This window comes from Shewanella sp. Pdp11 (genome assembly GCF_002838165.1).
Classification (GTDB): domain Bacteria; phylum Pseudomonadota; class Gammaproteobacteria; order Enterobacterales; family Shewanellaceae; genus Shewanella; species Shewanella hafniensis.
This window is the reverse complement of sequence record NZ_CP015194.1, coordinates 4,691,619-4,714,286: the sequence shown is the minus strand read 5'-3', so window position 1 is coordinate 4,714,286 and position 22,668 is coordinate 4,691,619. Positions and strand designations below refer to the sequence as shown.

23 protein-coding genes are annotated in these 22,668 nt (G+C 45.8%); 13 read left to right on the top strand and 10 right to left on the bottom strand.

Annotated features, from left to right (window positions below):
• The first annotated feature begins 15 nt into the window (after positions 1-15).
• The gene (locus AYJ58_RS20685) at positions 16-1,716 is read left to right on the top strand and encodes a methyl-accepting chemotaxis protein (protein WP_106651550.1); all 1,701 of its coding nucleotides are present in this window, start codon (positions 16-18) and stop codon (positions 1,714-1,716) included.
• 58 nt (positions 1,717-1,774) lie between these two features.
• On the opposite strand, the gene AYJ58_RS20680 is transcribed toward AYJ58_RS20685, so the two are convergent.
• Both AYJ58_RS20680 and AYJ58_RS20675 read right to left on the bottom strand, forming a co-directional pair.
• Positions 1,775-2,104, bottom strand: coding sequence for a ClpXP protease specificity-enhancing factor SspB (locus AYJ58_RS20680; protein WP_157825792.1), 330 nt, complete (start codon positions 2,102-2,104; stop codon positions 1,775-1,777).
• A 121-nt stretch (positions 2,105-2,225) separates the two neighbouring features.
• Entirely contained in the window at positions 2,226-3,347 is a 1,122-nt protein-coding gene (locus AYJ58_RS20675) for an ISAs1-like element ISSod22 family transposase (RefSeq protein WP_106651753.1), read from the bottom strand.
• Between the two features lie 470 nt (positions 3,348-3,817).
• Here AYJ58_RS20675 and AYJ58_RS20670 point away from each other — a divergent pair, with 470 nt between their 5' ends.
• Entirely contained in the window at positions 3,818-4,261 is a 444-nt protein-coding gene (locus AYJ58_RS20670; RefSeq protein WP_106651890.1) for a hypothetical protein, read from the top strand.
• 407 nt (positions 4,262-4,668) lie between these two features.
• On the opposite strand, the gene AYJ58_RS20665 is transcribed toward AYJ58_RS20670, so the two are convergent.
• Together AYJ58_RS20665 and AYJ58_RS20660 are read right to left on the bottom strand one after the other, a co-directional pair.
• The gene (locus AYJ58_RS20665) at positions 4,669-6,945 is read right to left on the bottom strand and encodes a TonB-dependent receptor (RefSeq protein WP_106651548.1); all 2,277 of its coding nucleotides are present in this window, start codon (positions 6,943-6,945) and stop codon (positions 4,669-4,671) included.
• Positions 6,946-7,000: 55 nt separating this feature from the next.
• Complete coding sequence (locus AYJ58_RS20660) at positions 7,001-7,297, bottom strand: hypothetical protein (protein WP_106651547.1); 297 nt, start codon at positions 7,295-7,297, stop codon at positions 7,001-7,003.
• Between the two features lie 456 nt (positions 7,298-7,753).
• On the opposite strand from AYJ58_RS20660, the gene AYJ58_RS20655 reads away from it, so the two are divergent.
• Genes AYJ58_RS20655 through AYJ58_RS20640 form a run of 4 tightly spaced genes read left to right on the top strand, consistent with a single transcriptional unit; the run spans position 7,754 to position 10,982 of the window.
• Positions 7,754-8,593 (top strand): MipA/OmpV family protein, encoded by an 840-nt coding sequence (locus tag AYJ58_RS20655; RefSeq protein WP_106651889.1) that lies wholly within the window; start codon positions 7,754-7,756, stop codon positions 8,591-8,593.
• Between the two features lie 10 nt (positions 8,594-8,603).
• A complete protein-coding gene (locus tag AYJ58_RS20650; RefSeq protein WP_071938536.1) occupies positions 8,604-8,987 on the top strand; it encodes a DUF3019 domain-containing protein in 384 nt (127 codons plus the stop codon).
• Position 8,988: 1 nt separating this feature from the next.
• Positions 8,989-9,693, top strand: coding sequence for a response regulator transcription factor (locus AYJ58_RS20645; RefSeq protein ID WP_006080306.1), 705 nt, complete (start codon positions 8,989-8,991; stop codon positions 9,691-9,693).
• Positions 9,690-10,982, top strand: coding sequence for an ATP-binding protein (locus tag AYJ58_RS20640; protein WP_106651546.1), 1,293 nt, complete (start codon positions 9,690-9,692; stop codon positions 10,980-10,982). Before AYJ58_RS20645 ends, AYJ58_RS20640 begins: the two co-directional genes overlap by 4 nt.
• A 149-nt stretch (positions 10,983-11,131) precedes the next feature.
• Here the strand turns inward: AYJ58_RS20640 and AYJ58_RS20635 are convergent, their stop codons facing one another.
• The 4 genes from AYJ58_RS20635 to AYJ58_RS20620 form a co-directional block, all read right to left on the bottom strand.
• Entirely contained in the window at positions 11,132-11,590 is a 459-nt protein-coding gene (locus tag AYJ58_RS20635; RefSeq protein WP_106651545.1) for a CC0125/CC1285 family lipoprotein, read from the bottom strand.
• A gap of 21 nt (positions 11,591-11,611) precedes the next feature.
• Entirely contained in the window at positions 11,612-12,385 is a 774-nt protein-coding gene (gene ompV, locus AYJ58_RS20630; RefSeq protein ID WP_106651544.1) for an outer membrane protein OmpV, read from the bottom strand.
• 231 nt (positions 12,386-12,616) lie between these two features.
• The gene (locus tag AYJ58_RS20625; protein WP_106651543.1) at positions 12,617-13,045 is read right to left on the bottom strand and encodes a hypothetical protein; all 429 of its coding nucleotides are present in this window, start codon (positions 13,043-13,045) and stop codon (positions 12,617-12,619) included.
• A gap of 137 nt (positions 13,046-13,182) precedes the next feature.
• Entirely contained in the window at positions 13,183-14,223 is a 1,041-nt protein-coding gene (locus AYJ58_RS20620) for an NADP(H)-dependent aldo-keto reductase (RefSeq protein WP_106651542.1), read from the bottom strand.
• Between the two features lie 454 nt (positions 14,224-14,677).
• On the opposite strand from AYJ58_RS20620, the gene AYJ58_RS20615 reads away from it, so the two are divergent.
• The 6 genes from AYJ58_RS20615 to nqrF all read left to right on the top strand — a co-directional run bounded on the left by AYJ58_RS20615 (position 14,678) and on the right by nqrF (position 20,609).
• On the top strand, positions 14,678-16,051 hold the full coding sequence (locus tag AYJ58_RS20615; RefSeq protein ID WP_106651541.1) for a Na(+)-translocating NADH-quinone reductase subunit A: 1,374 nt from the start codon (positions 14,678-14,680) through the stop codon (positions 16,049-16,051).
• Positions 16,051-17,283 (top strand): NADH:ubiquinone reductase (Na(+)-transporting) subunit B, encoded by a 1,233-nt coding sequence (locus AYJ58_RS20610; protein WP_106651540.1) that lies wholly within the window; start codon positions 16,051-16,053, stop codon positions 17,281-17,283. Before AYJ58_RS20615 ends, AYJ58_RS20610 begins: the two co-directional genes overlap by 1 nt.
• Entirely contained in the window at positions 17,273-18,079 is an 807-nt protein-coding gene (locus AYJ58_RS20605) for a Na(+)-translocating NADH-quinone reductase subunit C (protein ID WP_106651539.1), read from the top strand. Before AYJ58_RS20610 ends, AYJ58_RS20605 begins: the two co-directional genes overlap by 11 nt.
• The gene (locus tag AYJ58_RS20600; protein WP_006080314.1) at positions 18,076-18,696 is read left to right on the top strand and encodes an NADH:ubiquinone reductase (Na(+)-transporting) subunit D; all 621 of its coding nucleotides are present in this window, start codon (positions 18,076-18,078) and stop codon (positions 18,694-18,696) included. Before AYJ58_RS20605 ends, AYJ58_RS20600 begins: the two co-directional genes overlap by 4 nt.
• Positions 18,697-18,705: 9 nt before the next feature.
• Entirely contained in the window at positions 18,706-19,314 is a 609-nt protein-coding gene (nqrE, locus tag AYJ58_RS20595) for an NADH:ubiquinone reductase (Na(+)-transporting) subunit E (RefSeq protein ID WP_106651538.1), read from the top strand.
• A 77-nt stretch (positions 19,315-19,391) separates the two neighbouring features.
• Positions 19,392-20,609, top strand: a complete 1,218-nt coding sequence (gene nqrF, locus AYJ58_RS20590; protein ID WP_106651537.1) for an NADH:ubiquinone reductase (Na(+)-transporting) subunit F — start codon at positions 19,392-19,394, stop codon at positions 20,607-20,609.
• 106 nt (positions 20,610-20,715) lie between these two features.
• On the opposite strand, the gene AYJ58_RS20585 is transcribed toward nqrF, so the two are convergent.
• Both AYJ58_RS20585 and AYJ58_RS20580 read right to left on the bottom strand, forming a co-directional pair.
• Complete coding sequence (locus AYJ58_RS20585) at positions 20,716-21,102, bottom strand: hypothetical protein (protein WP_106651536.1); 387 nt, start codon at positions 21,100-21,102, stop codon at positions 20,716-20,718.
• Between the two features lie 581 nt (positions 21,103-21,683).
• Positions 21,684-21,989, bottom strand: coding sequence for an ankyrin repeat domain-containing protein (locus AYJ58_RS20580; protein WP_106651535.1), 306 nt, complete (start codon positions 21,987-21,989; stop codon positions 21,684-21,686).
• A 166-nt stretch (positions 21,990-22,155) separates the two neighbouring features.
• Between AYJ58_RS20580 and AYJ58_RS20575 the strand changes: the two genes are divergently transcribed.
• Entirely contained in the window at positions 22,156-22,473 is a 318-nt protein-coding gene (locus AYJ58_RS20575; protein WP_106651534.1) for a hypothetical protein, read from the top strand.
• Positions 22,474-22,668 lie beyond the last annotated feature (195 nt).

The following is a 22,668-nucleotide window of genomic DNA, read 5'->3' as shown; positions in this document are numbered from 1 at the left end:
CTGGAGATTCGTTTTATGGTGCAGTTTTTAAAAGACTTACGGATTAAACATAAAATGATCGCCCTCGTTGGGGTGATGTTAATGCTGATCCTGATTTTGTCTGGTTTTAGTTTGTTGAAGATGCAGCGCGTGTCGGAGGAAATTCAAGGCATTGCAAAGGAAAACATTCCGTTAGTGAGATTATCAACCGACGTTACCATTAAGCAGCTCGAAAGCTCGGTCATTTTAGAAAAAGCGTTTCGTGCGGCGGATATTGAAGCCGCATCGAGTCAGCCCATTTTAGCGGCTTTTATTGGGGAGGTGATTCAGCGTAAAGAAGATATTAATAAGGAGTTACTCTCGACTCAGTCTATGCTCAATGAGGCATTAAAAGAGGCTAAAAATCCGCAATTATATGAAAAAACACAGCAGTTAAATCAAGATATTGGCACGATAATTCAACATTTTGGTGATTATGAAGCTTTACTTACCACTGTGATCACTGGAATTCAGCAAAAAGAAGAACCCGCCGTTTTAGCTAAGCGGGTTGAATCCTTAGAGGTCGCGCAAAACGAGTTTAATACTGAGCTGAGACAGTTGGTTGAGCGGTTAGAGCAAATGACCCAAACCGCAGTTTCTGTGACTGAAGATGAAGAGCTCAGGGCGATTTATGGTTTAACGATTATTTCTATCGTGTCTTTAGTCATAGGCTTATTGATAGGCATCGCTTGCAGTCAATACATGGTCAAATCTATCAATCGGTTACGTAATTCTGCGGCTAAGATGGAACAGGGTAATTTTAACCAAGAGCTGCGCGTCGATTCTAAGGATGAACTGGGCGAACTCACAGTCAGTATGAATCAAATGGCGTGGACCTTAAGTAAAACCGTCGGCCAAGTGATTGCTCGAAGTGAAGAAATTGCCTCTATGGTGACTGAGCTTAATGCGGTAGCCGAAAATAATCGTGAGGCCATGCTAAGACAGCAAGATAATACCGATCAAGTCGCCGCTTCTATGACTCAAATGGCGGCAACGATCACTGAAGTGGCGAGCAGTGCCGAAACCGCTTCGTACTCAGCGGGACAAGCCGAGCATAAAGTGAAAGAAAGTTGCGAGGTTGTCGATGCGAGCGAAAAAATTTCTAAACAGTTAGTTGCCAGCGCCCAGTATTCGAATCAACTTATTCAACAGGTTCAGGCGAGTACAGGAAAAATCCTCAACTTTGTCTCAGTGGTCGATGCGATAGCAGGGCAGACGAACTTGTTGGCCTTGAATGCATCGATTGAAGCGGCGCGGGCGGGAGATCAAGGTCGTGGGTTTGCTGTGGTCGCCGAAGAAGTGCGGTCGTTGGCAACTCGTAGCCAAGCGGCCACGCAGCAAATCAGCGATCTTATTCAAACGCTCGTGAAAGATGCTAAGTCTTCAGTTGAATCCTTCGCCAATAACGATAAGCAAATCAGTGAATCGTCACTGCTCGTTAATCAAGCCAAGCAGCACCTATTTGAGATTTTAGATGCCTTAACTGAACTGACTCAGGCCAATTCTCAAGTCGCGACCGCAAGCGAGCAGCAAGCCGTCACCGCCGAGGATATTAGCGAGCGGATTAATGCGATTCGAGATTCAGGGGAATTGGTACTTGGCAGCGCCAATGAAACGGCAAAAGCCAGTGAGTCATTGTCTCAGCAGGCCAACTCATTAAGGGAAACCATGCAGCAGTTTAAGGTACGCGCTGTTTAGTCATATAATATAAAAAGGTAATTCTCTTAATCCTAATTCTCTTTCTTATATTGGAGAGTTAATGTGAGTTATCTTCACCGAATTCGATACCTATCCCATCTTCTTTGGCGTACAAGGCTTTGATCGCGGTAATTGGCACAATGACTTCTGTGCTTATTTTATCAAAGGTTGCATGAAATTTGAGCGTATTGTTTTGATAGTGGGCTCCCCTTATCGCTGCAGTGTGTATGCTCAGTGTTATTTCATCTTTTACATGATCTATTTTCGATTCAGGTACCGAAACAGCATAATGATTTGTATCGATAATAATATAAGGCGTTTTGCTAGCTTTAATGATATCAGAATAAATTGGATAGAATTTTCTGGCATTATCAGTACTTTCTAACATATCTCTCATTCGGTATAAGTTAAGGCGTGTTGACCAGGGAAAGAATCGATTCCGTTTATAAAAAATAATTATGAACGGCAGTATTAACAAGGTGATTAAAACAGGGCAACCGCATGAGTGTTTAAAATTCGTCCAGCTGCAACCCTGCTAATAGAACCGATTCTAAATATTCAGGTTTCATCCAAGCTCTTTTCTGTTTCGCTGGAATGCTTCCTTTAGAAGGTTCAGCCCTAAGCATATTCAGTGATATTTGCCTAAGCATGGCCCAATTTTCTGCCCCATGATGTTGGTAAATCTGGCAACTATCTTCTTTCATTGAGACATCTAGCACCCAGTGTAAGCTGTTCTCAATCCCCCAATGGCCACGAACTGAATTGGCTAACTGCTGCTCATCGAGTGTGGCTGAACTGATATAGTAACGGTAGGTCAGTTCTGCCTCTTTCCCTTTCGTATACCGATAACTCAAACACATACCTAATGTGTTCAATTTCATCCACTTAGGAAAATAATCTTGGAGCTGGTTTGCAGGTATTACATAGTAGGCTCTTGCCTCGATACGGCCTCTATTTTTTTCAATAACGAGTCCATCAAGAGGATTACTGCGCGCTTCACTGAAAGCACTGACCACGGCCTCATGCAAGGAACTTTGATTTGCCTTTACAGCAAGTAAGTAGTCACCTCCTTGCTCGACTATCTGTCTTGCAATCTCTGTCTGGCAACCCATGGCGTCGATTGATACAAGTGCTCCTTCTATATCTAACAACTGCAGCAGCGCTGGGATTGCGGTTATCTCATTGGATTTATTTGCCGTTTTTACTTGCCCCAGCACCACTTTATTGGCACAGGCAAACGCATTGACCATATGAATGGTTGAGCGCCGATCTTCACGATTGTATGAGGCACGAAGCGTTTTACCATCGATAGCAATAAGATGACCATCACTCATCTCATGGACGGCTCGCATCCAATTGGCGAAGCACAGTCGGAACTGTTCCGGCTCGATACGAGAGATAATACGTGCAATGGTATCATCGACTGGGACACCTTCAGTCAGAATTCCCTTTTCTTTAAACCAGTTATGATGTCCGGCAGCATAGTCATGGATTTCTGACCAGCCTTCGGCACCAGCAATCACACCACACAGAGTAACGAACAATACATCATGCAATGGGTAAGTCACTTTGGCAGATTGTCGGCTGTCAGCAATCGAGTTGAAATGAGACGTGAAGGCTTCAAGGTACATGCTCTGATGTTCTCTATAAGAAAAAGAGAGCATAAGATCATAATCGATACCGTTCGTCAAATTGGGTTCAAAACGGTTAAAATACATTCACGATCTCACCCTGGTGATTAAAATTAGTTCCATTAAATTTTATCCTGCATTTTTCGCTTTTATGTTCACAGTGAGATATTCCTTTACTGTTTTTGTTCTTCAGCTCCCATGGCATCAAGTCATTGAACTTTAGGCGTTACTATGTGAAAAATAGTCATTTAATAGGTATGTTGAGTTAACTTAAGTGTTCCATTATCGACATTTAATGCCACTAGATGCTCATATACAAACTAACGTATGAGCTGATTTTTTCGCTGCTCATGTATGATAAGAAGATTCAGAAGGGAAGGAAAGTTTAGTTGGTGATAATCGACCTTGGTGAACTGGCTTTATTCTGGTATTTGAACATTAATTGCCAGTTTTTTAAACGGAGATTTATCATGGCAGGAAAAAATAAAGCATCTTTGAAAAGTCTGTTCAAGATTGAGACTCAAGAACAGTGTCAGTCTGCAATTAAAAATGGTTGGATAGTGACATTAATCTCACTCAGCATAACATTAGTTTTTAGTACCATTGGTTTCTTTACCCAAACTGAAAACGCGACGCTGAATTATTTCCTTGATCCATTTCTTATGATTGATGTCGTGCTAATGGCTGTGATGGCTTTTTTTATCTATAGAAAATCGAGAATCGCAGCCACTTTGATGTTGTTTTATTTTGTCTTATCTAAAATTCTTCAATGGAGCGATTTGGGTAATGTTCAAGGACTTCCATTAGCCATCGTTTTTATGTTCTTCTATTTTAATGCCATGCGCGCGACTTTTGTATGGCACTCAAAATATAAGATAGTTGATGAATCGTTATCTCTCCATACTGACATGTAACCAGATCATACCTTGCAATCTAGTGACTTATATTGTGTGGTGTACTACATGGTATTGATTAATATAGCTTATTTAGATGTTTTTATGGTGGTGACGTTAAAGGTAGCGCTATAACGACTTAACGGTTCTCAACGTTAACGGTTATTGCCAGATAAACGTATTTTGGACAGCTCATTGAAGCTGTTTATTGGCCGTGTCTGGCTGGTTACTTGTCGATAATCAGATTTGGTTTAAATTGATGTAAACCTTTTTTGCTAAATCAGCCTCGCGATAATAGCCGCTGTGATTTGCTACTGATGTGAATATGCCTGTAGCAACTTGTCTTACGTAGTGACTAATAGATGAATAAAAGCGAAGTCTAGGACTTCGCTTTGGGCTTAACTTATTGTCTTTTACAACTCTTGTTTTTAGAAGTTATAGGTGACACCTAACATAAAGTTGCGTCCCATCAGTGGGGCGTAATCTTTGAGTAACGAGGTGTGTGGCCGCGCGTCTTGGTCGAGTAGATTTGTGCCTTTGACATAGAACAGCATGTCACCCGCAGAAGTGTATAAACGGTAGGTGACGGCGGCATTCACTAGCGCATAGCCTGCTGTTTCGGTTTCATTTTCGGCGGTATCCGTTTGTTTTGCATAGCCAATCGCGCCGACTTCAGCGTGCCATTGTTGTTGGTCAAAGTTTAAAGTTGAACCGATACGCATGGGCGAAATGAGTGGCAAGTTACCACCATCGACCAGCTTGCCACGGGTGTAATCGCTGAACATATCCAATGACCAAATATCGTTAAACGGGATGCTGGCTTGGGCCTCGAGGGAATAAAGCTCGGCATCACCTTGGGTGTATTGGTAAACCGGTAAATCACCTTCAGCATCGCCGTTGACTATATCAGAGGCGACTAAGCCCGTATTTTTCTCGTAATAGAAATTATTGACTCGGTTGTAGGCCATGCTCAATGAGCCTGTCCACGCACCCTCTAATTTGCGCAGGGTTAAGTCGATATTGTTGGCGATCTCTTTATCGTTATTGCCACTGTTAGTGATGATTTGACCAGTTTCAATGCTGAACTGTGAACCAAGCTCAAAGCTTTGGGTGGCATCGTGGGGACCATAGCTGTAAAGCTCTTCGGCGGTGGCCGAACGTTGGGCGCGGGTGAGCGACAGTCCTAAGTTATAGACAGGATCTAAGTCCCACACCATGCCCGCCGATACAGTTAAATCATTATCGACTAAGTCTTCGGCTTGGTAGTGTTGTTCGCCATTTAGCGTGTCTAGTGTCATGCTGTCTGGCGCTAAGCGGTAATGCTCTAAGCGGCCGCCAAGCTCGAAGCGAAAATCCCCGACCTTACGTTCTTGCACGATAAAGGCGGCTAAGGTATCGGTTTTGCTGTCTGGTGTCAGCGCTTCTTCGCCTTCAACGGCAAAGTCACGGTGCACAGCATGTAGCCCCATAGTGCCTTGCCACTCACCCCAAGGATGATTGTTAAGGCTTAAGCGCGCTTCACTTTGTTTGTTGAAGAAAGTTGTGCCGGCAACCCCATCTTCTTCCTCAGCATGTTGATAATCGGTATAGCCCGCATCAAAACGCAGTTTACTGAAGCCTGCAAAAGGATCTAACAAACCACTGTGCAGTTGCCATGCGGTTTTCTTTAAATCTATGGTGATGTCGGGCGCATCGGCTTCGCCGCGGCCGGGAATACCGTAATTCGATTCAGTGCGCGCGCCGGATACGCTGACAAATCCCGTGTCACCGGTATAGCCAACACCCGCGGCATAGTCGTCGAGTTTTTGATTACTATTCGCCAGCTTTCCATGGGTTTCGGGCAGATTGGCAATGGCATTTCCCGGAATATCGACATCGTCGGTAATGCGGTGGGTGCCATCTACATGCCAATTGAACTGACCATTGCCACCATCGATATCACCGTTAAAGGTGCGGCCATTGCTGGCCGTGTCGTAGCGAGTGCCAAATTGTCCCGACAGTTCATCGACTGGGCTCTCGTGGTAGCGTTTATCCACCACATTGACCACGCCGCCAATGGCGCCGTTCCCGTAAAGCAATGTACCTGGGCCGCGCAGGATCTCTATTTGCTGCGCCGAGGCGGCTTCCGCTGTTACCGCGTGATCGGCCGATACCGTTGATGCGTCACCAACAGACAGACCATTTTCAAGCACTTGTACTCGAGGACCACCCATGCCGCGAATGATGGGGCGACTCGCCCCAGCACCAAAGTGAGAGGCTTGTACGCCGGGCAGTTTTTCTAAGGTGTCACCTAGCGTCGGCTCGATATTGAGCTTGAGTTGGTCTTCGGTTAACACACTGATTGGCGTCGTGCTTTCGAGCGCAGAGCGGGCGAGCGGCGATGCGGTCACGACAATGTTTTCCATCGCCGTTTTCGTCAGTGAAATATCCTGCGTCATCGCGCCAGTGGTTATCTGCAAATCCCTGTCAACGTGCTTAAAATCGGCATCGCTAATGTGGAGGTGGATATGGCTATTGTCGGCCACGGTTAACTGATACTGGCCCTGAGAATTGGTGCTTGTGCTCGTCCCACTGTCGATGCTGACAAGGGCGCCAGCGATAGGCGCGCCTTGCAGATCGGTTACTTGACCTTGTAATTGAGCGGCCATAACCGGTGAACACACGCTAGCCACTGCTAGCGCTATTGAAGATAGTGCAAGTTTCATTGTGCCTTTCCTTTAGATAAGCAAAAAAATAGATTTTTTAAATGATTGAATTTGCTTAAGACAGTAAGGGCGGTGCACGCACGTTGAAGTGACGTAACCAAGGTAAACTCGGTTGTTGATAAGGTTTCTGTGGGATGCTTTCAGCTTGCTGCAATCCCATCGGTGGCATAAGCACAGACGATGGGCCCGCATTTTGCTCATGACCAAAATCGCACAGGAAACAGTGGGCATGCTCATGTTCCAAACTGTGTTCAGCAGAATGCGACAGCGCAACCGATTGGATGACAATCAGCCACACGCCGAGCAGTAGCCAAAGCCACTTTCTGTGAGTTGGGGAACTTGAGTGAGTCATTATTCTTCTATGGGTCAGAGTTATCTTAGCGTCGCACCAGTCGAACGCGAGATACAGTTGATCCTAATTTGTGACTCGACCCTACTTGAATTGTCAGTATTGGGTCTAGTTAACCTTTGTTAATAAAGAATATTTAATCGGTTTCGATGATGGGATGATTTAATCTATTAATTTGTTTTTATTATGGATTCTATCATCCTGATTAATGTTGAATGACGAACATGAAGGTTTTAAGACCTTAGTTACATCCTCAATCGTTTCAGCGGATAAGCGTATTAGGCGCGAAGTTTCCCCCTCGTTTAAATTCACTTCCTTGCGCTTTGCTGACTGTTCTTGCTATCTGACGATATTTTCGTCGCAAAAATGCAATGGCTTGTGCAGTGGCGGATAAAAAGACTAACAAACTGTTGTAATATGTAGCGCTAAATAACGACTAGAAATGTGGATTAAATGGGCATGCGTATTCTTTGTTTTTTTGTGTTAACGCTCAGCATGCTTTCCGGTACCGCTGCCGCATCGGATATTGCAAGTAGTGTCAACGGAGGCACCAATCGCCTAGCCGATGGCGGTGATTTTGAACTGGGTATGAGTGTTTACGGGATCAATCAAATTGATGTTCGGCAAACCGATTCCGGCGCTGCGCAATTGTCGCTGTTGGTCAGTGGCATGTATCAATACAAAGGCATGTTTGTTGAGATGATCCACCAATCTCAGGATGGGGTTAATCTTGGGGTTAATCTTTGGAGTTCAGAGGATTGGTCCTTTGATCTGTTACTGGCGAACTTACAAGGTTCATGGTCTCGTCCAGATGTGGACCCCAGCACACTCGATGAAGCTGGCCGCAATGCTTATCTACTATCGGAAGATTCGCTCTATATTGGCGCAGGTTTTCGTGCAACGCGTTATTGGGGCGATAACTACGTTTTCCAGTACAGATTAGTGTCTGATTATTATGATGATCAAGGTATTCAGAGTTCTGCCAGATTGGGTAAGTCTTGGCAGGTACGTAATTGGAACTTTCACGTTTTGGGAAGCGTAGGCTTTTCATCAGCCACCTTGAATCGTTATCTTTTTGGTGTCAGTAAAGAAGAAGCGACCGAACGCTTTCCCGAATATCACCCGAACAGTTCTTTTAGCTATGGCATGGAGCTCGGTGTTGCCTATCCGCTGAGCGAGAGTTTTGTATTTAGAGCCATGTATCGCTTCAATGTGTTATCCCAAGAAGTGACCGACAGCCCTTTCAATCAAGCTGGCTATGCATCGTACTTTAATGCCTCTATCAGCTATGTGTTTTAGGGGCGTGGGCATGAAGCGATTTTATTTGTGGCTAGTGTTACTGAACGCGCCTTTTTTTGCTTGGGGTCAAGATGATTCGGTGATTTTTACTGCGACCCCAGAGCGCTGCATTGCGCTCCATAAGGGGCAAACTTGCTATCAAGATGTGTTGTTTCGATGGCAAACACCTGCGAGCGGCGAGTATTGCCTCATACTGACTGACCGCCAGCACCAGCTAATCTGCTGGAGCGGCAAAGCCATGCAAGAATACCAATATAGTTTTGAAGGCGATAAAACGGCGACCTTTAGTTTGATCCGTAATGATGATGTGCAACCACTGGCGCAGGTCAAAGTGGTGGTGACTTGGGTTTATAAGGCCCCTAAACAGAGTCAGTCAGGTTGGAGGTTATTCTAATATGTCAGTTGAAAAACACATCTTAGTGGTCGAAGACGATATCTCGCTGGCTGAGTGGATCAGTGATTATTTACTCGACCACGGTTACGAAGTCACGGTTGCCAGCCAAGGCGATTTTGCTTTAGAGATGATAGCCGAAGAGATCCCTGACTTAGTGTTACTCGACGTAATGTTACCCGTTAAGAATGGTTTCGATGTCTGTAAGGAAGCGAGAGCATTTTATGCTGGGCCGATTCTCTTTATGACGGCTTGTGTTGAGGATGGGGATGAGATCCGCGGATTAGATGTCGGGGCAGATGATTACCTGACAAAGCCGATCCGGCCACAAGTGTTGTTAGCGCGGATAAAAGCCCTGTTACGCCGTGTGGGTGATGAGGAGCAAAAACAGCAGTTAGTTTTTGATTCGCTGGTGCTCAATGCCACGGCAAAATCGGTCACTATCGATAAACAGCCGCTGGATTTGAATGCCAATGAGTTCGATGTGTTGTGGCTACTGGCATTGAAGGCGGGCACGATTGTCAGCCGTAATGAACTGGTGGCTCAGCTACGGGGCATTGAATACGACGGCCTAGATCGCTCAGTTGATATTCGCATATCGCGTTTACGCAAGAAATTACAGGAAGCGTTGAGTCAGCCCTATAAAGTGAAAACCATCCGTGGCAAGGGATATTTGTTTTGCCGCGACGAAGGTGAGCAAGCTTTATGAAGAAGTTGATGACTTCTCTGGTGCTGGTCGTGCTGGTGGCCATTGCCAGCCTAGGCTGGTCGATAAGCGAGTTTGCTAGTCTGCTAGATCCTGATAATGACACGCAAACCCCAGCCACTCACCTCGCCGCATTAAAACTGCTGGGCGGCACACTGGCGCAAACGCTCGATAACGATAGCGTTAACAATCAAAGTTTTATCGCAAACTGGAACCAGCTAAATTCAGATCAACTCTCTTTAGCGAGTGAAGCCGATTTCGTTTTACCCTCAGATCTAAAAACCGCGTTTTATGCCGGGGAATCACTGCTGCTGGAATCCGATGATGGCATCTCCTTGCATTATTTACTGCCGAAAACGGGGCAGGTATTGAACATCAATACCGATATTGTCACGCCCACCGATGGCAACTTTGACTTGAATAAGCTGTATACCATGCTTTTTTATGCTGGTGTGGTGCTGATATTGTTGGTGTGGGTGTCGCCCTTGATCCGTCAGTTGGTTAATCTCAGTCAGGCGACCCAAGCGTTTGGCATGGGGGAGTTGCAGCAGAGAATTCCTGTTAGTAAAACGTCTTACATAGGCACTATTGAAAGTGAATTCAACCGCATGGCGGATCGTATTCAGCAATTGATCGATGATAACAAACTGCTCAGTCGAGCGGTTTCTCACGATTTAAAAACCCCGATAGCGCGGCTAAGATTTGGTATTGAGGCGCTGGAAGAAACCCAAAGCGAACAGCTCAGAGTGAAGTATTTCCAGCGCTTGAACCGCGATTTAGACACTATGGAAGACTTGGTGATGACGTTGCTGAGTTATGCCCGCCTCGATGAAGCGAATATCCAGCCCGATTGGCAGTCGATTGAACTCAATGCTTGGCTACTCGAAAAGTATCAAGGTCAAGTGTACCCCGATTTTTCAGTTGAACTGGTTCCCTATCCCACAGCACTTAAGATCAAGACAGACCCTAAGTACTTATCAATGCAGGTTAATAATTTGCTCAATAATGCGCTGCGTTTTGGTAAGGCAAAGATTAGGCTGACGTTGGCAGTCGAGGAGGGCGCGACTTGGTTACACGTTGACGATGACGGTCCGGGGATTGATGAACTGGAGTCTGCGCAAGTGATTAAACCTTTTGTGCGTGGTCAGCACAGCCGTGGAAATTCCGGTCATGGCATGGGATTGGCGATTGTCGACAGAATTGGTTGTTGGATGAATTCCCCATTACGAATTGGTCGTGCTCCTGAGCTCGGTGGCGCTCGCATGTCACTAAAATTCAAGGCTGACGTTTAAGGCTGAAATTTAAGGCTGAAATTTAAGGCTGAAGTTTAAGGCTGAAGTTTAAGCCTGAGGGCAGAGTTGTTTTCATCGGCAGTCTAAGGATAAAACGCACCAGTCTTGATGCCTAACGAGGATCTAGACTGGTGCATTTTGATGAGCAATTAACTTTTCACATTAACATTGTTAAGTATGTAATCCGTTTCATAGATGCGAGAACTCGCATTTTCTGGCTTGCTATGTAAACCTGTAACTTCGACCATGACAGAGGTTTCTTGGTTCATCGTTGAACTTCCCCACAGGATATCCTTACTTGTGCTTGCTCCTACTCCAAACTGGCCAATTGCATCACGTTCGGTTTGTTCGTGAGTAAAAGTGAAGTAGTTATAACCAGCCTGTTTGCATAACTCTGCTGACTTACGCATGACGTACTTTCGGGCCAATGCGCGGTCAGTGTTGCTATTGCCAACAAAGCTTATCTGCCAGCTATCGGGTGCAATCTGTGCGGTTTCAAAGCCTTTACCGAAAGACCAAAATTGCTTTTCGGTATCGTAGGAAGTGGCGCAAGCTGAAAGCATCAGGGCTAATCCAGCACATAAAAACGTTTTTCTGATAAGTGTCATGGTCTTGTCTCGTCAGGTTGGTTAGAAGCTATAGCTCACGCCAAGGGTGGTAACCCACTGGTTGCTACTGTCGATTAGCGGAGAGTCAGCCATGTTGGCAGCTATGTGCGAGTAACCTGTGGCTTGAGTAATGTCTAAATGCTTAGTGACTGGAATTACCAAAGCGTAACCTAGCTTATAGGCAAAGGTGCCGTCGGCTTGATAAGCAGGGCGCTGCGCAGTGGCTTCAGATGACGTCACACCTGTGTAGTAGTTTGCGAAGTCTTTACTGAAATAGTGCACACCCGCATAAGGCACCAGATCCCCAAAGCCCAGATTGATTGGATGGTAGTAGGTGATATCAGCTTGAAAACCATCATAAACATTTGTCACATCGTGTTGGAATTTGGTTGATAACGTGCCCGTGCCTAAATGAATGTCGGCGTTTAATCCCAGATCGCCACTGAATTTGCGATCTTTCATGCCAGTTAAAATATCGGCGTCATTGGCATCAAAGCCAGGATTGGCAACCACAAAAATGCTGAAGTTAACGGCACTGTCGTTGGTGCCTAAAAAGCGGTAGTTGATACCGGACAGGTCGGCGTTGAAGTCATCACCGTGGTAGCCGCCATTGAGGTAGACACCTGTCTGGTGATCTTGACCCTTATAAAATTGACTGCCAGTAGCAACACCTGCGCCAGCAAAAAACTGATCTTGATGACTATAGATATTACCGTTACGAATGTAGGTATTGCTTTCAGCAAGCGCGTGGCTCGACATCAAAATACTTGTGATAATAAAGCAAAGTTTTTTCATTTTTTGATCCTTAAGACATCTGTCTAGTGACTGTGGTGCCACTATATTTCAGTTCTTAAAAGGACTCTGTATCCGAATGTAACCTAGATAAGGTTTGAAAGGAGGGGAATCTCTTATTAAACGAGGAGGGATTGGGTTTGTAATAAGGTTTTGAGATTATTAATTTTAAAATTGATAGCATCAAGTGCGTTTCTTGATGCTATTAGGTCATCGAATTAACCAAGTAGCAGACTAATTCCAAACTTTACACTGATTACAAATAGCGACACCGTTATATAGGTCATGCGTTCTTCTACTTTTACAGATACTGCACGGCTGGCCGTCAGCATTTTCATCTAAGATTGCAGTATGTTCTGCTTGGGGTATTTCCTGCGGCACTACCTCTGAGCCACAATGTTTACACTTTCGGGCCGCGCATTTTATTTCTTCAGCGCATTCTGGGCAGTCACGATAAAGTGATTTATCTTCTTGAACATTTTCATTTGGGTGTGCTTGAGCTTCGTTTTTCGCTATTGCAGGCATACAAGCAACGCAAATAATGCCAATCAATGGGCTCACAATAAATGAGATAAAGAACCATAAAATGGCTGATCTGTTTTTACTGGAAGCTATAATTGCAGTGACAAAACATAATATTAGCCAAAAAAGTATATAGAACATGATAAGGTCCATTTAATCAATTGAGGTGAGATTCTACCGCTGAAAAGCTAATAGCATCAGGTGTATTTACCTGATGCTATTGGTAATTCAAACGACTAGCCGACTAAGCCTTGGAGCCAAGATTCCTAAGGTTAGGGCTAAGGGCAAGGTAATCTGAATTTATCGGACAGTTGGTTTAATCGCACTAATAGCTCGGGCGATAAGGTGACTTTCAGGCTGTCGATATTTTCTTTAAGTTGATACAAGTCGGTGGCGCCAATGATGTTGGAGCCAACAAATTTACGTGAGTTAACAAAAGCTAACGCCATTTGTGCGGGCGAGAGTTTGAACTCGCGGGCCAAATCGACGTAGGCTTGTGTGGCCTCCAGTGCCAGTTGCGAACCTGTGTAACGGGCGAAACGCTTAAACAAGGTCAGGCGCGCACCTTCGGGCCATTGGTCGTTGCAATATTTTCCGGTTAGGGCACCAAAGGCTAGGGGCGAGTATGCGAGCAACGGCAACTCTTCACGGTGGCTGATTTCGCTCATGCCGACTTCGAAGCTGCGATTGAGCAAGTTATAGGGATTTTGCACACTCACAATACGCGGCAAGCCGTGTTTTTCGGCGAGTTGCAGGTACTTCATCAAACCCCAAGGCGTTTCGTTCGACACTCCTATATAGCGCACTTTACCTTGGCGGATTACTTCGGCAAGGGCTTCTAGGGTTTCGAGGATTGGGGTTTGAGTTTCTTGATCTTGCGCTTCGTAAAACAGTTCACCAAAGAAGTTGGTATTACGGTCGGGCCAATGAACTTGGTAGAGATCGATAGTATCGATTTGCAGGCGCTCGAGTGACGCATCGACCGCTTGATGGATATTGTTCCAGTCCAGCGCCATATTCTTGCGAATATAATCACTCTTACCACCCGGTGCGGCAATTTTAGTGGCAATCACTAGGTCGTCACGGTTGCCGCGAGCCTTAATATATTGCCCAAGAATACGCTCTGTTTCCCCTTGGGTTTCGGGCTTAGGTGGGACGGGATACATTTCTGCCGTATCGATAAAGTTGATGCCATTGCCTATGGCATAGTCCAGCTGTGCAAATGCTTCGGCTTGGGTATTTTGTTCGCCCCAAGTCATAGTGCCCAAACAGATTTTGCTGACCTCGAGATTAGAATGCGGTATGCGTCTGTATTCCATCTGTTTCTCCTACGAAAACTCTCTTAGTTTGAGGCTACCAAGCTTTTGCTGTAAAGCAAAGGTTAAACCATAGGATGAAATGTTAGTGCGTTAAAAATAGCCAGTACCCAAAGTGGTATTGCGCCATGTTGAGGCATGCCATTGGTTGAAGTTTGTGCTCTGAGTGGTGCTTTTAGCGGTTCTATCGCTTTGCTGCACTGAAATGGGGATTTTGGCTTATTTTCGTAAACCTTAGGTATGACTAAATCAGTAATGACGTAATTATGAATAAATTGTTATAAAACTACATTTATAGATCGCGGCGAGTTTGGAAGTGAACCTGTGTCACAAAACTGCGTAAATTTACGTATCTAACTTACGAATTTGCGGCGGAATGTGACGCCAATATCGGAAACTGCGTTAACAAATCTCTACCCTAAATTTATCTAAAAATTTTTCATGGTTGATATTTGTGATGGCAGATTTTTCAAACCAAATTGTAACGATCAAAAAAGGCCTCGACTTGCCGATTGCTGGCGAGCCGCGACAGGTCATTGAACTCGGTGCTAAGCCATCCCAAGTGGCTGTTCTGGGTGAAGAATTCGTTGGACTTAAGCCGACGATGTTGGTCGAAGAGGGCGATTGGGTTCAAAAGGGCCAAGCCCTGTTTGAAGATAAAAAAACACCGGGCGTGTTGTTCACTGCACCCGCTAGTGGCCAAGTCGTGGCGATTAACCGCGGCGAGCGCCGAATTCTACAATCGGTTGTCATTCGTTGTGATGACGGCGAAAACCGCGATGGACAGATTTCCTTCGACATCCATCAAGACATCGCTGCTCTCCCTCGACCAACCGTTCAAGACCAGTTGGTGAAGAGCGGTCTATGGACTGCACTGCGTACTCGGCCGTTCTCGCGCGTGCCTGCGCTCGATAGCACGCCCGCAGGGATTTTTGTTACCGCGATTGATACTAATCCACTGGCCGCCGATCCGCGTTTAATCATCGCCGAGCAAACCGAGGCTTTTAAAGCTGGCTTGCTGGTGTTGAGCCGTTTAACCGAAGGCAAGGTTTACCTGTGTCAGGATAAGGGCGAAGCGATGGTGAAAGAGGCATTACCACAACTTGAGGTTCGCCGTTTTGATGGTGTTCATCCTGCGGGTTTAGTCGGCACTCATATTCACTTTACGTTACCTGTGAGTTTAGAGCGTCAGGTATGGCATATCGGCTATCAAGACGTGATTGCCTACGGCAAGTTATTCCAAACCGGTGAGTTATATACCGACCGCATCGTCGCCTTAGGTGGCCCGAGCGTACTGAATCCGCGTTTACTGCGCACTCAGTTGGGTGCTGAGTTAAGTGCCTTAGTCAGTGATGAGATCAAACCCGGCCATAATCGCGTGGTATCGGGCTCTGTGCTATCTGGCCATACCGCAGTTGGCGTGCATGACTTTTTAGGCCGATTCCACAACCAAGTGTCAGTGTTGAGTGAAGATGCGCAGCACCATGTACTTTCTTGGGTACGGGGTGGCTCGGATAAATTCTCTATTACCCGCGCGGTGACATCACGTTTGTTTGGTGCCACTAAGTTGTTCGAATTTACCACCCATCAGGGCGGCTCAGCTCGCGCCATGATGGCCTTTGGTCAGCTAGATCGCGTGATGCCACTGGATATTTTACCCACCTTACTCGTTCGAGACTTAGTGGTGCGTGATACCGATGAGGCGCAGGCCTTAGGTGCATTGGAGTTAGATGAAGAAGATCTGGCGCTGTGTACCTTCGTATGTCCCGGCAAATATGACTTTGGTAAAGAATTACGTGCCTGTCTAGATGTTATTGAGAGGGAAGGTTAATGACCAAACAAGTGAAAAAACCTGATTTACAGGACGCCTCTGATTTACAACAAGAGTACTACGCAACGGGTAAGTCGATGAAGGGCTTTTTGCGCTCACTCGTCATTGCCAATGGCCGCAGCACTAAGGGTAAAGTGCATGTGCGTGACGCGATTGACGTGAAACGTACCATGACGTTAGTCGGTTTGTGTTTACTGCCTGCCATTTTATTCGGTCTATATAACATTGGCCTACAGGCGCAGCTTGCGCTCGCGGGCGGATTATCGACCCCAGATGTGTGGAAGTTAGAAATCTTTAATACCCTGTTTGGCGGCCTTAGCCAAGACACTGGGGTATTGGGTTTATTCCTCTACGGTCTTAGTTTTTATCTGCCGATTTACCTGACGGCGCTGCTCACCAGTTTGTTTTGGGAAGTGGTGTTTGCGCGGGTTCGCGGCCAAGAGTTGCACGAAGGCTTCTTCGTTACAGCCCTGCTATTTACCTTAATCTTGCCAGTATCGACACCGCTATGGCTGGTGGCCATGGGGATTTCCTTTGGTGTGGTTGTGGCTAAAGAGCTGTTTGGCGGCATGGGATATAACTTCCTTAACCCTGCGCTGGCGGGCTTGGCTTTTATCTACTTCGCCTATCCCTCTGAAGTTTCAACCATTAAACAGCTGGTTGCCGTTGATGGTTTCTCTGGTGCAACGGCGCTGGCACAAACCGCAGCGGGCAAACTGAGCTTTACCGATTACGCTTGGTTTAGTGCCTTTAGCGATCCTAACTGGTGGAACAATTTCTTTGGCTTTACCGTGGGCGCGATTGGCGAAACCAGCACCTTAGCCATTTTGATCGGCGGTTCACTATTGCTGATCAGCCGTTTAGCGGATTGGCGCATTGTGCTTGGTGTGCTGCTGGGCATGATTGCGACTGCAACCATCTGTAATTACATCGGTTCTAGCAGCAATGACATGATGGCAATGCCGTGGACTTGGCATCTGGTCACTGGCGGTTTTGCGCTGGCTATGATGTTTATGGCCACCGATCCTGTGACCACTTCCTACACTCGCCAAGGCAAATTTGCCTACGGTGCCTTGATTGGTTTTATGACAGTGCTTATCCGTGTCGCTAACCCCAAAATGCCTGAGGGCGTGATGTTAGCCATTCTGTTCGCCAACCTTTGGGCGCCGCTGTTCGATTATCTGGTGGCCCGCGCCAACATCAAACGGAGATTAAAACGTCATGGTCTTTAAGAAAGATACTGTGGTGGGGACCATGATCTTCACCATCACGCTCTGTCTCCTGTGCTCATTTATGATCACAGGCACTGCAGGCATATTGAAAGAACGTAAAGTCGCCAAAAAACGTGACGAAGTTAAGCGTTATGTGTTGATGGCCGCTGATGTGAACTTAGGTCAGGGCACTGAATTTAGAGATATTTTCGCTAAATCGGTTAAGCCATTATTGATCAACTTAGACACAGGTAAGGTGGACTCTGACGCTAATGTGCTCGATTTCGATGAGCGTATGGCGGCGATTAATCCTGAGACCTCAAGCGCACCGAAAAAGGACATCGCCAAGATTAAAACCCGTGCAAACGATGCGCGCGTATTTAAAGTGCTCGATGCCAACGGCAAGTTAGACAGTGTGGTTGTGCCTTTCTACGGTAAAGGTCTGTGGTCGATGATCTACGGTTATGTGGCGGTTGAACCCGATTTCAATACCATCAAAGGGTTAGTCGTGTACGAGCATGGCGAAACCCCAGGTATCGGCGACTTTGTGACCGATCCCCATTGGTTATCGCTATGGAAGGGTAAGCAATTATTTGATGAAAAAGGCAAGTTCTCGATACGTCTTGTTAAAGGCGGTGCCAAAGAAGGCGATGTTCACGGTGTGGATGCGGTCAGTGGCGCGACTATGACAGGCCGCGGCGTGCAGCGCGCGATGGAGTTTTGGTTTGGCGTTGAGGGATTTCAAACCTTCTTCAATCAGCTGAAAGCGTCGGCCGCGCAGGGTGAATTGCAAGGTGAGATGGGAGAGGCAAAATGAGCAACACTTTATCCATGCGTGACATGCTAACGGGGCCAGTGTTTGCCAATAACCCCGTCGCCATGCAAGTGCTGGGCGTATGTTCGGCGCTGGCGGTCAGTAATTCAATGCAAACCGCTGTGGTGATGACGCTGGCAGTGACCTTTGTGTTGGTATTTTCCAACCTGATTATCTCTGCCATCCGTAACTTTATCCCAACCAGTGTGCGCATTATCGCCCAGATGACGGTTATCGCCTCTTTGGTGATTATCGTCGATATGGTACTGCAGGATGTGGCCTACGAGTTATCTAAACAACTTTCTGTATTCGTTGGGTTAATTATCACTAACTGTATCATCATGGGCCGTGCAGAAGCCTTCGCCATGAAGTATCCACCGCATTTAGCGGTCGTCGATGCGCTCGGTAATGCGACGGGTTATGGCTTGATTTTGATCAGCGTTGCCTTTGTACGCGAGCTGTTAGGAACGGGCAATTTATTCGGTCATAGCGTGTTTACCACCATTGAAAATGGCGGCTGGTACTTGCCAAACGAGATGTTCAAGTTACCACCGAGCGCCTTCTTCCTGATTGGTGTGTTGATCTGGACCATCAATGTGATCCAGCGGAAACGGGGTTAAGGAGCAGATATGGAACACTATATAAATCTATTTTTGCAGGCCACTTTTATCGACAACATGGCGCTGTCATTCTTCTTGGGCATGTGTACTTTCTTGGCCGTGTCTAAAAAAGTGTCAACCGCCTTTGGTTTAGGCGTCGCCGTGATTGTGGTCATGACCTTAGCCGTGCCGTTAAACCAGCTGATTTACGTCAAAGTGCTCGCACCTGGTGCATTGTCTTGGGCGGGATTACCCGGTATCGATTTAAGTTACCTGCAGCTGATCACTTTCATCGGTGTGATTGCGGCGTTAGTGCAAATCCTTGAAATGTTTTTGGATAAGTACATTCCTAGCCTGTATGACTCCCTTGGGATCTTCTTACCTTTGCTCACAGTAAACTGCGCGATTTTTGCTGGGGTGATCTTTATGGCGAACCGTGATTACAACTTCGGTGAGTCAGTGGTGTTTGCTATGGGCTCGGGTTTTGGCTGGGCGGTGGCAATTGTGCTGCTGGCGGGGCTGCGTGAAAGAATGAAATTCAACGCGATTCCCGAAGGCTTACAAGGTATTGGTATCACCTTTATCACAACAGGCTTGATGGCGCTGGGCTTTATGTCTTTCTCAGGGATCTCGCTGTAACGCTACAGTAGGCGAGCCAAGAATTGAGAAAGTGAAACCAGATTCTTTTTAGAAAAGAGCTAGAAAAGGGTAATACGATGGAAATGGCAATTGGCATAGGCATGTTCACGCTAGTGGTCTGTCTATTGGTGATAGTGATTCTAATCGCCAAAAAGAAATTAGTGGCTACAGGTGAAGTGACGATTGGCATCAACGAAGATGCTGAAAAAAGCATACAAGTTGCCGCGGGTGACAAGTTACTCGGCGCCTTGGCGAGTCAGAGTATTTTTATTCCGTCTGCCTGTGGTGGCGGCGGAACCTGTGGTCAGTGCCGAGTGAAAATCAAATCGGGCGGCGGGGATATTCTGCCGACTGAAATGGGCCATATCACCAAGAAAGAGGCTAAAGAAGGTTGTCGTCTCGCCTGCCAAGTCTCAGTGAAAACCGATATGGAACTTGAGCTCGACGAAGAAATCTTTGGGGTGAAAAAGTGGCAATGTAAAGTGATCTCTAACGATAATAAGGCGACTTTTATCAAAGAGTTATTGCTTGAGTTACCCGAAGGTGAAGATGTTCGCTTTAAAGCCGGTGGATATATTCAAATTGAAGCGCCAGCCCATGTGGTGAAATACGCTGACTTTGATATTCCGGCTAAGTACCGCGACGATTGGGAAAAATACGGCCTGTTTGATATTGTCTCTACCGTCAACGAAGAAGTGTTGCGCGCTTACTCTATGGCCAACTATCCCGATGAAAAGGGTCGCATTATGCTGAATGTGCGGATTGCGACGCCGCCATCGGCCAACGTGCCAGCGGGAAAGATGTCATCTTACATCTTCAACCTGAAAGCGGGCGATACAGTGACGATTTCTGGTCCATTCGGTGAGTTCTTTGTGAAGGAAACCGATGCGGAAATGGTGTTTATCGGCGGCGGTGCGGGCATGGCACCTATGCGCTCACACATTTTCGATCAGCTTAAGAGTAAGAAAACGAAGCGTAAAATGAGCTTCTGGTACGGCGCACGTTCGACCCGTGAAGTGTTTTACCAAGTGGATTTCGATGCCCTAGCGGCCGAGAATGACAACTTCGTCTGGCATGTGGCGTTATCTGAGCCATTGCCTGAGGATAATTGGACGGGCTACACTGGCTTTATTCATAATGTGATTTATGAGAATTATCTTAAAAATCATAAGGCACCAGAAGACTGCGAGTACTACATGTGTGGTCCTCCAATCATGAACTCTTCAGTAATTAAGATGCTTGAAAGCCTAGGCGTTGAGCCAGAAAACATCCTACTCGATGATTTTGGTGATTAGCCGTTAAACTTAAGCTAGAGCTTAATCAGAGCTTCAATTAGCGGTTAAAGCTTGAAACTAAAAACTCGCGTTAAGGCAACTTAACGCGAGTTTTGTTTATTGCTTGTTAGCGTTTTTTAAGTTCAAAGCCTCTAACAATGACATATGCAATAAGGGCAAATATGAATACGATAAGGTACATCCATGCGATACTTTGCAAAGTTTCAATAATTGTTCGATATATCTCAATAGTCCAACGTTCTAGAGTTAGCTGTAGAATTTCAACATCTTTATGTCGAGCGGTAATGTAGCGTTCTAAATCATAAATTCTAACTCCACCAGAAATACCCACAACGTATGTGGCAAAAATAATATATTTTTGCCAAGCGGCACTTATTGAATCTTGAATTATTCGAGAAAATATTTCTCCTAGTGGTCTTTTGAAAATCGAAACAACAAGAAATGAAACGGTTATAGATAGTGCAAATGTAATAAGCAGTAATGTAAAGAACATGCTCTCTCCTTAGAACAGATAATCAAATCGACAATTTTACCAGTCATTTAAAATCAACAACATAATCCGCTTTCGGCTTACGTTCAAGTGAATAGTAATTGAGGTTGCTTTAAGGATAGGTACCTTCATATTAGCCAAGATGCCCCTAACGAAGTTGAAAGCGCCTTGGGCATAAAGCGTACTTATGCTATCGCGTCAGACGTTTGACCCTGACCGTTGTGTCCCATCTTTCGATTGCGGCCTTTTGGCAGAGGTGAATCAAGGTCGTGGGGCTTCACCCCACACCCGACCAAAAGGGGAAAAGCGCCCGTCCCCCTTTTGGAAATCCCCCGCCGTCCCTAGCGAAGTTACATGCATTGATTAGTGGCTTCGTGCTTATTCGAAAATCGCTAACGTTTCCGATGGGCTGTCCCTTCCCCCCGAAAGCTACGCAGACGTCCTGTCTGCGTCACGCGATTTTCTTCAACGCCCTTCAGCAACTTCGCAGGGGAAGGTGAACTTCTGCGGTCTGGATGTTGGCAGTTAATCTCAAAGAGTTATGCATGTCCCATCTTTTCGATCTTTTCAATTTAGTACCTCACCTAGCTAAAGGATTTACCACCATGGCGAGTTAAATAGCTCACCATGCGCTCACTCTCAGCGGTATAGCATCCCATGCGAAACTCTCCTTGCCAGTAAGCAATATCGAGCGGACTATACCCCAGCGCATTTGGATGATTTACATCGGCCCCCGCATCCACTAATAGTTTGAGAAGTTCAAAAGACTGTAGCTCACAGGCATGCAACAGTGCCGTCATCCCGCCATCGTCCACGCCTTCAAGATTAGCGCCATTGGCAATAATAAGCGTATCTTTGGCTTTAACCGCATCGATGAGTTCAGTGCTCATTTGATCGCTATTTAACCTCATCCAAAGGATTTAATTTAAGTGGATTTAGTCTAGGTTTCTTTAACTTGTGGGCGAAACTCCGTAAGCTGAGTAGCATATACCTAAATGCTTATGTCTACAGGTATAACTTATCATGGATGTAATAGTTGTAGGATAGGAGGCTTGTTTGAAAAAGTTAGCAGTAGTATCACTTATCTGTTTCTCCCTCTGCGCATGCTCTTCACTCAATCAAGTTAAATTGGATTCTCAATCGGTATCCAGCTACATAGGTGAAAAGGTCAAAGTCACCACAATATCTGGCGAACAAATGGAATTTCAAGTCGAAAGTGCAACGGAACAGCAGATCGAGGGAGAAGGGCAACTAGTCAAAATTGAAGATATACAGACGTTGGAAGTTGAGGAGTTTAGCCCACTAAAATCGATATCACTTTCTGCAGGCTTATATATGTTAGGTGCGATAATTATTACTATTGTCGTTTTATAGCCATTTTGAATGTGTATTCGCTGCAACTTGAGATATTCAGTCTACAAACTGGGGCAGACTGCCACTTGGTTTATACTGCTCGGATTAGCTTCGTCGCCCTAGGTATCACTTTGTTGTGTCATTTTTATATGGAATATTTCTTTTATAATTCAATTGTAAAGATTAAATTGTATTATCCATAAAAAGCGCTTGTGA